This window comes from Pseudomonas hygromyciniae (genome assembly GCF_016925675.1).
In the GTDB taxonomy this organism is placed as follows: domain Bacteria; phylum Pseudomonadota; class Gammaproteobacteria; order Pseudomonadales; family Pseudomonadaceae; genus Aquipseudomonas; species Aquipseudomonas hygromyciniae.
Genome location: NZ_CP070506.1, coordinates 5,826,950 through 5,840,506, shown reverse-complemented (window position 1 = coordinate 5,840,506; position 13,557 = coordinate 5,826,950). Strand labels below are relative to the sequence as shown.

Below are 13,557 nucleotides of genomic sequence, written 5' to 3'. Positions count from 1 at the left end.
GGCTAGCGCACCGCGCGCAGGGCGCTGGTGAAGCGCGGCAGGCTGCGGCTCAGCACTTCGGCAATGTAGGTCAAGAACAGGGTGCCGACGGTGCTCTTGTAGTGCTGCGGATCGCGGCTGGCGATGGCCAGGACGCCGTGCAAGCCCTGATGGCTGAGAGCGACCACGGCAGTCGAGCCGATCTGCACGCGCTGGTCTTCGCCAAACAGGAAGTCCAGCTCATGCTCGCGCAGCGTGCCGCTGATGGTCTTGCCTTCCGATAACAGGCCACCAATGGCGGTTTGCGCCTCGCTGCCCTTGACCCAGCGACCAACCGGCATCGGGTTGTCGCTGAACAGGATCAGGCTGACAAACGGTACCTGGAAGTCCTGGCGCAGGCTGTCTTCGACGGCAATGGTCAGGTCTTCCAGGCTGCCAGCATCCAGCAATGTCAGGATCAGGCGGCGGGTTTTGTCGAACAGGCGGTCGTTGTCGCGGGCCACGTCCATCAACTGCGAGAGCCGATGGCGCATTTCGATGTTGCGCTCGCGCAGGATCTTCATCTGCCGCTCCACCAACGACACGGTATCGCCGCGTTGGTGAGGGATGCGCAAGGCTGGCAGCAGTTCGTCGTGCTCGACGAAGAAGTCCGGGTTAGCCTCCAGGTAAGCGGCGACGGCCGCTGCCTCCAGGCTTTCGCAAGGGGATCCTTCGGGCTGCTTGGCGGGTGCCTGGGGCTTATCGGTCATTGGCGAGTCGCTCTCATAGACGGACCTGTCCTTCGTATACACGGGATGCCGGGCCGGTCATCTTCACCGGTTGGCCTGGGCCTGCCCATTCGATGGACAGGCGTCCGCCGGGCAGGTCGATCAACAGGGGCGAATCCATCCAGCCCTGGCTGATCGCGGCCACGGCGGCGGCGCAAGCACCGGTGCCGCAAGCCTGGGTTTCCCCGGCGCCGCGCTCCCAGACACGCAATTGCGCACGGGAGCGGTCGATGACCTGCAGGAAGCCGACGTTGACCCGTGCCGGAAAGCGCGGGTGATGTTCGATCTTCGGCCCCAGCTCATGCACCGGCGCATTGTTGATGTCGTTGACCCGCAGCACAGCATGGGGGTTGCCCATGGACACGGCGGCCACTTCGACCACGGTACCGTCGACCTCCAGCGGATAACTCAACGCCTGGGCATCGGCCTGGAACGGAATATCGGCCGGCACCAGGCGCGGAGCGCCCATGTCGACGCTGATCTGGCCGTCGCTGCGGATATCCAGCTCGATAATGCCGCTTTTGGTCTCGACGCGAATCTGCCGCTTGGCGGTCAGGCGCTTGTCCAGCACAAACCTGGCGAAGCAGCGCGCGCCGTTGCCGCATTGCTCCACTTCGGAACCGTCGGAGTTGAAGATCCGGTAACGGAAGTCCACTTCCGGGTTGCTCGGCGCCTCGACGATCAACAATTGATCGAAGCCGATGCCGGTATGCCGGTCGCCCCACAGCTTGGCGTGCTTGGGCAGGATGTGCGCGTGCTGGCTGACCAGGTCAAGGACCATGAAGTCATTGCCCAGGCCGTGCATCTTGGTAAAACGCAGCAGCATGGCTTACTCCGGCAGCAGGCTTTCGCCAGCAAACAACTCGGCTACCGTCTCGCGGCGACGCACTTCAAACGCTTGATCACCGTCCACCAACACTTCGGCAGCACGCCCGCGGGTGTTGTAGTTGGAGCTCATGACAAACCCATAGGCACCGGCCGAGTGCACGGCCAGCAGATCGCCTTCTGCCAGGGCCAGTTCACGGTCCTTGGCCAGGAAGTCGCCGGTTTCGCAGATCGGGCCGACGATGTCATAGGCGCGCGTTTCGCTGTCACGCGGCGTCACGGCGGTGACGTTCATCCAGGCCTGGTACAGCGCCGGGCGGATCAAGTCGTTCATCGCCGCATCGACGATGGCGAAATCCTTGTATTCGGTGTGCTTGAGGTACTCGACCTGGGTCAGCAGTACGCCCGCATTGGCGACGATGTAGCGGCCCGGCTCGAACATCAGCGTCAGGTCGCGGCCTTCGGTGCGCTCGCGTACGGCCTGGATGTAGTCGGCAATCAGCGGTGGCTCTTCATCGCGATAACGCACGCCCACGCCACCACCGAGGTCGATGTGGTGCAGGTAGATGCCGCACTCGCCGAGGCGATCGGTCAGCGCCAGCAGGCGGTCGAGGGCATCGAGGAACGGTGGCAGGCTGGTCAGTTGCGAGCCGATATGGCAGTCCACGCCCAGCACTTCCAGGTTCGGCAACTGGGCGGCACGGATGTACACGTCTTCGGCGTCGGCAATGGCGATGCCGAATTTGTTCTCTTTGAGACCGGTAGAAATGTACGGGTGGGTACCGGCATCGACATCCGGGTTGACGCGCAGGGAGATCGGCGCACGCACGCCCATCTCGGCGGCTACGACTTGCAGGCGCTCCAGCTCGTCGGTGGATTCGATGTTGAAGCAATGCACGCCCACTTCCAGGGCGCGGCGCATGTCTTCGCGGCTCTTGCCGACACCGGAGAACACGATTTTGTCGGCCTGGCCGCCAGCGGCCAGGACACGTTCCAGCTCGCCACGGGACACGATGTCGAAACCAGCGCCCAGACGCGCCAGGACATTGAGCACACCCAGGTTGGAGTTGGCCTTTACCGCGTAGCAAACCAGGTGCGGTACGCCATCGAGGGCGTCGGTGAAGGAGCGGTATTGCGCTTCGATGTGGGCACGGGAGTAGACATAGGTCGGGGTGCCGAAGCGTTCGGCAATCGCGGACAGCGCCACGCCTTCCGCGAACAGCTCGCCGTCCCGGTAGTTAAAAGCGTCCATGATGTTCCCTTAATTGATGTCGTGCTTGTGCGCTTTGGATTGCGACGTTTGCGCCTGTTCATTCGGGTCTTTGCTGTCATCGGGCAGGTACAGCGGGCCTTTTTGACCACAGGCACTGACGAGGCAAGCGACCGCGACGAGCGCAGCAAGGGAAGAGATCAGGCGCTTCATGGCTAAATCCTTGAATATGCATTAATTGCGCCCGAGTATACCGACCACCCGGCAGCTTGCCTATGCGCCGGGGCACCCGTCCGGCGGGGCTTTGCCGAGTTTGTCGTGAAGTGGCCCACACCGGTCTGGGATATTTCGCACGGCTGGAAGGGGTGAAATCGGTATTCTTTGCAATCATGATGGCGCCTCCGTATCGTGCGGCGCTTGAGCGTGAGTAGACACTTTTTGAGGTTCCCACCATGAGTTTGACCGAAGCCCGCTTTCACGACCTGGTCGATGCAACCCAGCAAGCGCTGGAGGATATTTTCGACGAGAGTGGCCTGGATGTGGATCTGGAGAATTCCGCTGGCGTGCTGACCGTCAAATTCGAAAACGGCAGCCAGTTGATTTTCAGTCGACAGGAGCCGCTGCGTCAGTTGTGGCTGGCAGCGCGATCTGGAGGTTTTCACTTCGACTATGACGAAGAAGAAAATCGCTGGTCGCACGACACCAGCGACGAACTGTTGAGCGAAATGCTTGCGCGCATTACCCAGGAACAAGCCGGCGTCGAGCTGGATTTCGACGAGATCTGATCGTGACCCAGCCTGCGCCCGCCCGCCCGCCCAAGCCGCTGTTCAGCAATGTCAGCCCAGCTGTGCCGTCACCTTGTATCAGTTTGTGTCGGTTGGATGAGCAAAAAGTCTGCCTTGGCTGCTTCCGGCACGTGGAAGACATCCGTGAATGGCGCTCCGCTGACGATCAGCGGCGCCGCGTGATCGTCGCCCAGGCCGCGCAACGCAAGGCTGGCGCCTGACCTTCGGGCCGTCCCATCTTGTTTATTTGTTGTGCTGTGGTAGTGTCCGGGTACGCCTCAAGTCATCGAGGTCCGTGAGAACCCCGCCGTTTACTGGCGGGGTTTTGCTTTTTTGTGCAGAAAAAAAAGGAGTCTGCCGCAATCATGACTGCACCTTCCATCATCCTCACCCGTCTCGATGTGCAACGTCTTGAGCAACTGATCGACCGTATGGACGACAAATTGCCAGGCGTCATCGCCCTGCAAGCCGAACTTGACCGCGCCGAAGACCTCGTTGGCCACGATGAAGTGCCTGCTGGTGTTGTCACCATGAACTCCAGCGTGCATTGCCGTGAGCAACTCAGCGGCAAGGACTATCACCTGACCCTGGTCTACCCCAAGGACGCGAATGCCGACGAAGGCAAAATCTCGATCCTGGCCCCAGTGGGCAGCGCGTTGCTGGGCCTGCAAGTTGGCCAGCATATCGATTGGCCAGCTCCCGGCGGCAAGACCCTCAAGCTTGAGCTGCTGAGTGTCGAAGGCCAGCCCAAGGACGGCGGCGCGTTTCCCCTCTAAACTTGGTTCAATGCCTGGTTGAGCGCCTGCTCCAACTCGGCCTTGTAGCGCAGGTACAGATTGCTTGGGCTTTGAACATCACCGAGTAGCCCGGACAGGTCCAGGTCGGTGATGTAGCAACGATAACGCTCGGTTTCCCGACGCTGCCCAACGATCTCCTGGGCGACCACTGCAAACAGTTGGTCGCCAAATTCCAGCTCGGAAAACTCCCGCTGATTGCAATACAGTGTAATCCCTACCTGGCCTGGCGAACCCTTGCCGATAATCGCCTGCACGTCGTAGAACGGTTTGTTGGCCGGCGTCTGTGGCGCAGGTCGTGGCTCTACCCGACGGGCGCGGCCGCCTGCCGATGGCAACACTTGGTAATACAGCACCTGCAAGGCCCCTGAAGGTTGCTGCGGGTCCAGCGGTGACAGCGCGTCGCGGCGATAGATGATCGATTGCAGGAAGCGCTGCAAAGGCGCCAACAAGCTCTGTTCATCATGAAACGGCAGGCGCTGCTGCCAGAGGGCGTTGAACTCGTCGAGTACGTACAGCTCGGCAGATCCCTCGTTGATACGGTAGAACACCTGCACACATTCGGGCAGGCCCATGGGCAACAATGCTGCCAGGTCGTGGTCCTCCAGGGCCATGGGGTCCAGGTGCAGCGGGCTGTAGCTGGCCAATTCTTCGCTGAGATATTCCACCAGCGCCTGCTGGTTGGGCAGCGACACATGATTGGCTTGTCCCGGCGCCAGCTCCATGACGTGATAATGCTGCTGCACCTGGATCAGGTAGCGGTGGTTTAGCTGGCTCAGTTGCAGGTTTTGCGCGGTATCGAAAATCTCTTCCACGCGCTTGGCGATGAATTGCGCACGGTTGTGGCAGAAACACCGCACCCGCAGTCGTGGCAGTTGGTTGCGCGGCAGCTGGTTGAGGTAGTCGCGCAGGCAGTCGAGCAGGGCATGGGGGCCGTCGTAGCGGCTGACTATCACCTCGTTCCAGCTGTTGAGCGTCACCTGGTCCAGGGTTAGCACCAGGTTTTCCCGGACGCCGGCATAACTCAGGGAGTCGGTGCGCTCGGTGGTCATCAGGATATTCAGGTCGCGATGGTGCTTGAGCGGGTCGACCCCAACGTTGATCAGCAAGAGCACTTCATCGGGTATTGCCGTGCGCAGCAAATGCTCCTCATCGACCGTCGCCAAGGGCAGGGCGATGGTCTGCTGCAGGCTGCCCAGCAGGTTGAACAGCTCGAATTCGCTCAAGTCACTGCTGCCCGGGTGCAGGGCCAGGCGGGTACTGCTGTCGATCACGCCGTTGCGATGGCACCAGGTGAGCATCTCCAGCAGGTCACGGCTGCGTTTGATCGGTGCAAAGTGCTCCCATTCCAGGGCGGTCAGGCTACCGTTGTACAAGCCCCAGTGAAACTGACCCGGCTCCTTGCGGTTGGGCGAGTGCACCAGGGTGAGGGTGTCTTCGGCCAGGTCCGGGGCAATCCCGGGGTTGATGAATTCGACTTTGCCGGCCTTGCGCTCAAACGCGGCGTACAGGCGCCGGCCCAGCACATTGAGGTCGCGCTTGTTGATCAGGCTCACGGTCTGTTCGGTACGCGCGAATTGGGTCAGGAAGCGATAGCTGTAATTGAGCTCATTGACCAGGGCCCGGCGCTCGGACGCGACCTGGCGCACTTTCCACTGGCTGCGGCTATCGAGCAGGGCCAGTTGCCGCTGGTCCCAGCCCCATTCATTGGCAAGGCGTTCCAGCAACGTGCGCTGCCAACCGCTGGTGCGTTGGCCGGTGGTGAGCTTGCGGTTGACCTTCAAGTACAGGCTGCGCCGCACCAGTTCCAGGCGCTCGGGCTCGTTGCGGCCGCGCAGGTACTCCTCGATGCGGCGGTAGACCACGATATAGGGGTCCAGCTCATCCAGATCCAGTTGGTTGGCGAACACCGCGCGTTTGAAGCGCAGGCTCAGGCACTGCACCTTGGGGTGTTCGCTGGCATACACCTCGGTGAGCAATAGCTTGAGTACTGACTTATAGGGCGACTCGATACCCTTGAATAACTGCCACAGGCCGGCGCCGATAAATTCTCCCGGCGGGATATGGGCCAGGTGCCCGAGGTCGAGGGTTTCGTCGGCGCGGATAAAACGTTTGGAAATCAGCGCGTGGGTAAATTCGGCGTAGCGCGCTTCTTCGTAGACCGGCACCAGCCACCAGATCGGCGTGCGCCCAGCCAGCCAGATGGCGGTGCGGTAGAACTCGTCGAGCAACAGATAGTGCTGGCTGGTGCCACAGTCATCCGAGCTGAGCTGGGTATCGCGACCGCCTTGTGCAAAGCGGTTCGGTTCGACCAGGAAAAAATGCGCTTCGGCGCCCATGCTCAGGGCCCAGGCCTCCAGCAGTTGGCATTTTTTGCGCAGCTCACCCAGCTCGGCCTCGTCCAGGTCGTCGGCGTGGCACACCCATACGTCCATATCGCTCTGGTCGGCCTGGGCCAGCGTGCCGAGGCTGCCCATCAGGAACAGACCGTGGATCGGGGTTGGCGGGTTGCCGTGACGTGGTTTGTAGGAAAACGAGCGGGTCAGGCGCTGGGCTTCGGCCAGGACCTGGGCATCGGGTTCAAAATTCGACAGCCCGGCCGGAGTGCTGCCCGAGACATAGCCAGGCAGCAGCGGGTGATTGACGTGGAAAAACAGCGGCAGCAGCGCCAGCACGCTTTGCTGGCGTGGCGTCAGGCCTTCGACGGCCCGGGCCATGCGGCCGGCATTGAGGGTCAGGAAACGCGAGCGCAGTTGGGCCAGTACCTTGCGGTCAATGCCTTCATCCAAGTCAGGGCGGATTTCATGGGTGCTGGTCATGTCGAACTCAACGGCTCGCAGGGCCCGGCGTGGGCAGCCGTGTAGGAGTTTACAGACAGAATCGTAGGAGGTTTAAAGGGAATTTGTTTTTGGCGTCAGAATTTCATCGCGCGCGCAGGAAAGCCCGCGGAATCCGTGAACAGAGGATCCCGTGGGCGATACGGAGTGTCAGGCAGCTTCTTTGGTGTTAGCGGTGGTCAGAATAGTCAGCAACGTTTGCGCTTGCTCTGCAGCATCCCGGCCCAGGCTGGTCAGGTAGCCACCATCTGGCTGGTCGATCAGTTTTTTATCGAACAGGCGCTTGGCAGCAGCAATGGCAGTGGGAGCAGCGGTCTGATGGACTTTCAGACCTTCCTGGATATTGCCCAGGTTGAAAAGTGCAAGGATTTCCAGTTCGGCAACCAACTCAGGGGTATACGACATAAGGACTCCAGACGTTCTAGGAATTGTCAGACGCTAGCAGAGCCTAAGGTGAACGCACTTGAGCGAACTGTCCAGTGCGATATGGGCGCAGAGGAGGCAAGCCGCACTCCTGTAGGAGCCGGCTTGCCGACGATGGCGGTTCCAGGGACCTACTGGTTTTCCGGCGGCAGTTCTGGCAGTGCGCGCAGCGCCGTTTCATACCAATCGGTATTGAACGGCCGGTCTTCTTCCAGCATCGCGTCGATTTCCACGGCCAGCACGTGGGCCATCAGGTTCAGGATGTCTTCACGCTCGTAACCCACCAGGGTCAGCTTGTTGAACGTAGCCTTGGCTGCCGGCGGGTTGTCGCTTTCGATCTGGTTTTCGATCGCCTGGGTCAAGGTGGACTCGGCGAACTCTTCTTCGTCGTTATCGATATCGGTTGGCTCGCTCATAGCAGCCTCCTGTCAGGAAAGGGCGCCAGTCTACCCCCATTCAGCCAGGTGATGCTGCTGGTCAGGCGGCGCATCACGTTCTATAACCTACCCAGCCAACCCCCTGCACGGCCTGGAGGCTTTGTGATGCTCAAGCTCTACGGATTTTCGGTCAGTAACTACTACAACATGGTCAAGCTGGCGCTGCTGGAAAAGGGCCTGAGCTTTGAAGAAGTGCCGTTTTATGCCGGGCAAACCGCTGAAGCCCTGGCGGTGAGCCCGCGCGGCAAGGTGCCGGTGTTGAAGGTCGAGAAAGGCTTCATCAACGAAACCAGCGTGATTCTCGAATACCTCGAACAGACACAGTCGGGCCCGGCCCTGCTGCCAGGTGATGCGTTCCAGCGCGCCCAGGTGCTGGCGTTGTGCAGGGAAATCGAGCTGTACATCGAACTGCCAGCCCGCGCGTGTTATGCCGAGGCGTTCTTTGGCATGTCGGTGCCAGAGGCGATCAAGGACAAGTCCAGGGCCGAGTTGCTGTTGGGGATTGCGGCGCTGGGGCGACACGGTAAGTTTGCGCCGTATGTCGCGGGGGAGAGTTTTACGCTTGCCGATCTGTATTTCATGTACAGCGTGGACTTGGCGTGCGCGGTCGGTGGAAAGCTGTTTGGCCTGGATCTGCTGGCGGAGTTTCCGAAAGCCAAGGCTTTGCTGAAGAAGTTGCAAGACATGCCCAACGCCCAGCGAGTGGCGGCGGACAAGGAAGCGGCGATGCCGGCCTTCCTGGCGATGATCGCGGCGAAGAAGTAATAAACCTGGGGGTGGGCTTGTGTGGGAGCTGGGCTTGCCCGCGATGCAGGCACCTCGGTGTGTCAGTGACACTAAGGTGATGCTATCGCAGGCAAGCCAGCTCCCACACAAGCCTGCTCCCACAGTTGACCGAGGTGGATTGAAGGCCCCGGTCAAAGGTGAGAGCTGGCTTGCCTGCGATGCTTTTAGCGGCTAGCGAGCAGCGTCTGGCCGCGCGCGACTGCCGCCTTGACCTGGGCCGGTGCGGTGCCGCCGATGTGGTTACGGGCATTGACCGAACCTTCCAGGGTCAGCACCGCAAACACATCCTGCTCGATCTGGTCGCTGAACTGGCGCAGCTCTTCCAGGCTCATTTCCGCCAGGTCCTTGCCGGTATCCACGCCGTATTTCACCGCATGCCCGACGATTTCATGGCAGTCGCGGAACGGCAGGCCACGGCGCACCAGATAATCCGCCAGGTCAGTGGCGGTGGAGAAACCGCGCAGGGCCGCTTCACGCATGATCGCGTGCTTGGGCTTGATCGCCGGGATCATGTCGGCAAATGCACGCAACGAGTCGCGCAGGGTGTCGGCGGCGTCGAACAGCGGTTCCTTGTCTTCCTGGTTGTCCTTGTTGTAGGCCAAGGGCTGGCCTTTCATCAGGGTCAGCAGGCCCATCAGCGCACCGAATACACGGCCACTTTTACCGCGCACCAGTTCCGGTACATCGGGGTTTTTCTTTTGCGGCATGATCGAACTGCCGGTGCAGAAGCGATCCGGCAGGTCGATGAACTGGAACTGCGCGCTGGTCCATAGCACCAGCTCCTCGGAGAAACGCGACAGGTGCATCATCGCAATGCTGGCTGCTGCACAGAACTCGATGGCGAAGTCACGATCCGACACGCCGTCCAGGGAGTTGCCGCCCACGGCGTCGAAACCCAGCAGTTGCGCGGTGTATTCGCGGTCAATCGGGTAAGTGGTGCCGGCCAGTGCGGCGCTGCCCAGGGGCATGCGATTGGCGCGCTTGCGGCAATCGACCAGGCGCTCGTAGTCGCGGCTGAGCATTTCGAACCAGGCCAACAGGTGGTGGCCGAATGTCACGGGCTGCGCGGTCTGCAGGTGGGTGAAGCCGGGCATGATGGTGTCCGATTCACGCTCTGCCTGTTCCAGCAGGCCTTTTTGCAGGCGGGTGATTTCGGCCAGGATCAGGTCGATTTCATCACGCAGCCACAAGCGGATATCGGTGGCCACCTGGTCGTTGCGGCTACGCCCGGTGTGCAGCTTCTTGCCGGTCACGCCGATGCGGTCGGTCAGGCGCGCCTCGATATTCATGTGCACATCTTCAAGGTCCACGCGCCAGTCGAAGGTGCCGGCCTCGATTTCGCCACGGATGGTGGTCAGGCCATCGATGATGCTGTCGCGTTCGGCATCGGTCAGCACGCCGACCTTGGCCAGCATGGTGGCGTGGGCGATGGAGCCCATGATGTCGTGGCGATAGAGGCGCTGGTCGAAATTGACGGAGGCGGTGAAGCGCGCGACGAAGGCGTCGACGGGCTCACTGAAGCGGCCGCCCCAGGACTGATTGGTCTTGTCGGTGCTCATGGATTCGCTCGTGGTCTGCTTAAAAGAGGCATGAAAGTGTGCCGCCGATAATAACAGGGTTGCCCGTGGAGGCGTTGATACGCCGTGTCGGCATTTTTATTTGTTTGATGGATGGCGAAGTGCCTTGCCGTTGGCCGCGTCCGGGATGAGACTGGAGGCAGGAGTGAAAGCGGGGGTTTCACCCGAGCGGATCCTGAGGTAAACAAAGGGTGTTTATTGAAACGATATTTGACGATTGAGCAATGTCGGCTTCGTGAGCGTCTACAGTTGCACTGACAGGGGTGCAGTGCACCAATGCCAGGCGATGAGGTCGAACTCCAGGCTAACCTTAACGTAGAGGGGGTGTTCATATTGAGTATCAGCAAACCCTATGACGATGCCCTGCGGTATCGGGTTTTGGGCGGTATTGAACAGGTCCGGGTAAATATTGGTGTCGCTCTCGGGGCACTTTTTGCCGCTCACGCTAGTCTTAGCGTGGATCGCCGTGACGGAAGTCACCGCACCTGTCTACGCTATCCTTGTGCGAGACTCACGCAGGAATCCAGCGCAATATGAATGTCCTGATCGTTGATGACGAACCCCAAGCCCGCGAGCGACTGAGCCGTATGGTCAGTGAGCTCGAGGGATACACAGCCCTTGAACCGAGTGCGTCCAGTGGCGACGAGGCATTGACCTTGATCGAAAGCCTCAAGCCGGACGTGGTGCTCCTCGATATCCGCATGCCGGGCCTTGATGGCTTGCAGGTTGCCGCCCGCTTGAGTGAACGCGAGTCGCCGCCGGCGCTGGTGTTGTGCGCGACCGACGAGGAGTTCTCCTCCGAGACCCTGGAGGCAAGTGGCGTCAGTTTCCTGGCCAAGCCGGTATCGGCCGATGCGCTGCTCAAGGCTTTGAAGAAAGCCGAGCGGCCCAATCGGGTGCAACTGGCTGCCCTGACCCAGCCGGCGGCGCAAAGTGGCAACGGCCCGCGCAGCCATATCAGCGCGAGGACCCGCAAGGGGATCGAGCTGATTCCCGTGGACCAGGTCATTTATTTCATTGCCGATCACAAGTACGTGACCCTGCGTCACGAGCACGGTGAAGTGTTGCTCGATGAGCCACTCAAGGCCCTGGAAGACGAATTTGGCGAGCGCTTCGTACGTATCCACCGCAACGCGCTGGTGGCCCGCGAGCGTATCGAACGCCTGCAACGCACACCCCTGGGGCATTTTCAGTTGTTCCTCAAAGGGCTCAACGGCGACGCGTTGATCGTCAGCCGGCGCCATGTCGCAGGCGTGCGCAAGATGATGCAGCAGCTTTAGCCCGAGGGCTGTAGCGACCTGCATGCCCCGAATCCCGGTGCGCAGCGGCCAGGGAGGCCCCGCACTTGCTGATTCAAATCAAGGCGGTTCTGCCTGAGCTGTTATTATCTGCCGTATCTATTCAGTACGGATTGATCCATGTCCTCTCGCGAAATCCGCATCGCCACCCGTAAAAGCGCCCTGGCCTTGTGGCAGGCCGAATACGTCAAAGCCCGCCTTGAGCAAGCCCATCCGGGGCTCACGGTGTCCCTGGTGCCCATGGTCAGTCGTGGCGACAAGCTGCTCGACTCGCCGCTGTCGAAAATCGGTGGCAAGGGTTTGTTCGTCAAAGAGTTGGAAACCGCTCTGCTGGAGAATGAAGCCGACATCGCCGTGCACTCGATGAAAGATGTGCCGATGGACTTTCCCCAAGGACTGGGCCTGTATTGCATCTGCGAGCGTGAAGACCCGCGCGATGCCTTCGTGTCCAATACCTACGCCTCCCTTGATGAGCTGCCGCAGGGCAGCATCGTCGGCACCTCCAGCCTGCGTCGACAGGCCCAGTTGCTGACCCGTCGCCCGGACTTGCAGATCCGCTTCCTGCGGGGCAACGTCAATACCCGCCTGGCCAAGCTGGATGCCGGCGAGTACGACGCGATTATCCTGGCGGCCGCAGGCCTGATTCGCCTGGGCTTTGAAGAGCGCATCACCTCTGCCATCAATGTCGAAGATAGCCTGCCGGCTGGAGGCCAGGGTGCCGTCGGTATCGAATGCCGCACCGCAGACCTGGAAATCCAGGCGCTGCTCAAACCCCTCGATCACCAGCCAACCGAAGTGCGGGTCACCGCCGAGCGTGCCCTGAACAAGCACCTCAACGGTGGCTGCCAGGTGCCGATTGCCTGCTACGCGGTCCTTGAGGGTGACAACCTCTGGCTGCGCGGCCTGGTGGGTGATCCCGACGGCGGTTTGTTGCTCACGGCTGAAACCCGCGGGCCACAAACCGAGGCCGCGAGCCTGGGCGTGCAGGTAGCCGAAGAACTCCTGGCAAAAGGCGCCGGCGCCATTCTGCAAAAAGTCTATGGCGAGGCCGGTCCACAGTGACCGGCTGGCGTGTGCTGCTGACGCGGCCTGCCGAGGAATCGGCAGCCCTGGCGGCCTCGTTGTCCGACGCCGGTATCTTCAGCAGCAGCCTGCCATTGCTGGAAACCCAACCCTTGCCCATCACTGCCGAGCACCAGGCGGTTTTTCAGCACCTGGATCGCTATTGTGCGGTGATCGTGGTGAGCAAGCCGGCCGCGCGCCGGGCGCTGCAGTTGCTCGACCAGTACGCGCCAGCGGTGCCGGCCTTGCCGTGGTTCAGTGTCGGCGCGGCCACGGCCCAGGTTCTGGCTGACCATGGCCTGGATGTGAGCTACCCCGAGGTTGGGGATGACAGCGAGGCCTTGCTTGAATTGCCCAGGTTGCGCGAGGCTGTCGCTGTTGACGATGCGCGTGTATTGATCCTGCGGGGGCAGGGGGGGCGAGAGTTGCTGGCTGAGCGTTTACGCGGCCAAGGTGCTAGTGTCGATTATCTGGAGTTGTACCGTCGGTTTTTGCCGACCTACGACCCGGATGTGCTCACCCAGCGCATTGATGTGGAACGCTTGAACGGCCTGGTGGTCAGCAGTGGGCAGGGTTTTTTGCATCTGCAAGGCCTCGCCGGTGCCGATTGGCCACGCGTGGCACAGTTGCCGTTGTTCGTGCCCAGCCCACGAGTCGCCGAAATGGCGCGGGCTGCGGGCGCGGAAAAAGTTGTGGATTGTCGCGGTGCCAGTGCCGCGGCTTTGCTAGTGGCGTTACGGAGCCAGCCCGTTCCCACTCTCTAATAACGCAAAGGAT

At 61.1% G+C, this 13,557-nt stretch carries 15 protein-coding genes; 7 read left to right on the top strand and 8 right to left on the bottom strand.

The window, feature by feature from the left end; all coding sequences use genetic code 11:
• Positions 1 to 2: 2 nt before the first annotated feature.
• Genes JTY93_RS26465 through lptM form a run of 4 tightly spaced genes read right to left on the bottom strand, consistent with a single transcriptional unit; the run spans position 3 to position 2,994 of the window.
• Positions 3 to 728 (bottom strand): DUF484 family protein, encoded by a 726-nt coding sequence (locus JTY93_RS26465; protein WP_169991164.1) that lies wholly within the window; start codon positions 726 to 728, stop codon positions 3 to 5.
• A gap of 13 nt (positions 729 to 741) precedes the next feature.
• Entirely contained in the window at positions 742 to 1,572 is an 831-nt protein-coding gene (gene dapF / locus JTY93_RS26460; RefSeq protein ID WP_092232087.1) for a diaminopimelate epimerase, read from the bottom strand.
• A gap of 3 nt (positions 1,573 to 1,575) precedes the next feature.
• Positions 1,576 to 2,823: a diaminopimelate decarboxylase gene (gene lysA / locus JTY93_RS26455; RefSeq protein ID WP_205479369.1), complete on the bottom strand. Its 1,248-nt coding sequence runs from the start codon at positions 2,821 to 2,823 to the stop codon at positions 1,576 to 1,578.
• A gap of 9 nt (positions 2,824 to 2,832) precedes the next feature.
• Positions 2,833 to 2,994: an LPS translocon maturation chaperone LptM gene (gene lptM, locus JTY93_RS26450; RefSeq protein ID WP_205479367.1), complete on the bottom strand. Its 162-nt coding sequence runs from the start codon at positions 2,992 to 2,994 to the stop codon at positions 2,833 to 2,835.
• Positions 2,995 to 3,233: 239 nt separating this feature from the next.
• Between lptM and cyaY the strand changes: the two genes are divergently transcribed.
• The 3 genes from cyaY (at position 3,234) to rnk (ending at position 4,342) form a co-directional block, all read left to right on the top strand.
• The gene (gene cyaY, locus JTY93_RS26445) at positions 3,234 to 3,566 is read left to right on the top strand and encodes an iron donor protein CyaY (protein ID WP_169991168.1); all 333 of its coding nucleotides are present in this window, start codon (positions 3,234 to 3,236) and stop codon (positions 3,564 to 3,566) included.
• Positions 3,567 to 3,568: 2 nt separating this feature from the next.
• Positions 3,569 to 3,787, top strand: coding sequence for a DUF1289 domain-containing protein (locus tag JTY93_RS26440; protein WP_169991170.1), 219 nt, complete (start codon positions 3,569 to 3,571; stop codon positions 3,785 to 3,787).
• Between the two features lie 144 nt (positions 3,788 to 3,931).
• On the top strand, positions 3,932 to 4,342 hold the full coding sequence (rnk, locus tag JTY93_RS26435; RefSeq protein WP_205476542.1) for a nucleoside diphosphate kinase regulator: 411 nt from the start codon (positions 3,932 to 3,934) through the stop codon (positions 4,340 to 4,342).
• Here rnk and JTY93_RS26430 read toward each other — a convergent pair.
• From JTY93_RS26430 to JTY93_RS26420, 3 genes are all read right to left on the bottom strand, one after another.
• On the bottom strand, positions 4,339 to 7,179 hold the full coding sequence (locus tag JTY93_RS26430; protein ID WP_205476543.1) for a class I adenylate cyclase: 2,841 nt from the start codon (positions 7,177 to 7,179) through the stop codon (positions 4,339 to 4,341). The two genes, rnk and JTY93_RS26430, sit on opposite strands and share 4 nt — an antisense overlap.
• A 168-nt stretch (positions 7,180 to 7,347) precedes the next feature.
• A complete protein-coding gene (locus JTY93_RS26425; protein WP_205476544.1) occupies positions 7,348 to 7,602 on the bottom strand; it encodes a TIGR02647 family protein in 255 nt (84 codons plus the stop codon).
• A gap of 149 nt (positions 7,603 to 7,751) precedes the next feature.
• Positions 7,752 to 8,036, bottom strand: a complete 285-nt coding sequence (locus JTY93_RS26420; RefSeq protein ID WP_032856903.1) for a hypothetical protein — start codon at positions 8,034 to 8,036, stop codon at positions 7,752 to 7,754.
• 126 nt (positions 8,037 to 8,162) lie between these two features.
• Here JTY93_RS26420 and JTY93_RS26415 point away from each other — a divergent pair, with 126 nt between their 5' ends.
• On the top strand, positions 8,163 to 8,822 hold the full coding sequence (locus tag JTY93_RS26415; RefSeq protein ID WP_205476545.1) for a glutathione S-transferase family protein: 660 nt from the start codon (positions 8,163 to 8,165) through the stop codon (positions 8,820 to 8,822).
• A gap of 185 nt (positions 8,823 to 9,007) precedes the next feature.
• Here JTY93_RS26415 and argH read toward each other — a convergent pair whose 3' ends face one another.
• The gene (argH, locus tag JTY93_RS26410) at positions 9,008 to 10,402 is read right to left on the bottom strand and encodes an argininosuccinate lyase (protein WP_205476546.1); all 1,395 of its coding nucleotides are present in this window, start codon (positions 10,400 to 10,402) and stop codon (positions 9,008 to 9,010) included.
• Between the two features lie 551 nt (positions 10,403 to 10,953).
• On the opposite strand from argH, the gene JTY93_RS26405 reads away from it, so the two are divergent.
• The 3 genes from JTY93_RS26405 to JTY93_RS26395 all read left to right on the top strand — a co-directional run bounded on the left by JTY93_RS26405 (position 10,954) and on the right by JTY93_RS26395 (position 13,544).
• The gene (locus JTY93_RS26405; RefSeq protein ID WP_205476547.1) at positions 10,954 to 11,700 is read left to right on the top strand and encodes a LytR/AlgR family response regulator transcription factor; all 747 of its coding nucleotides are present in this window, start codon (positions 10,954 to 10,956) and stop codon (positions 11,698 to 11,700) included.
• Positions 11,701 to 11,838: 138 nt separating this feature from the next.
• Positions 11,839 to 12,780 (top strand): hydroxymethylbilane synthase, encoded by a 942-nt coding sequence (gene hemC, locus JTY93_RS26400; RefSeq protein WP_205476548.1) that lies wholly within the window; start codon positions 11,839 to 11,841, stop codon positions 12,778 to 12,780.
• Complete coding sequence (locus tag JTY93_RS26395; RefSeq protein ID WP_205476549.1) at positions 12,777 to 13,544, top strand: uroporphyrinogen-III synthase; 768 nt, start codon at positions 12,777 to 12,779, stop codon at positions 13,542 to 13,544. Before hemC ends, JTY93_RS26395 begins: the two co-directional genes overlap by 4 nt.
• Positions 13,545 to 13,557: the final 13 nt, after the last annotated feature.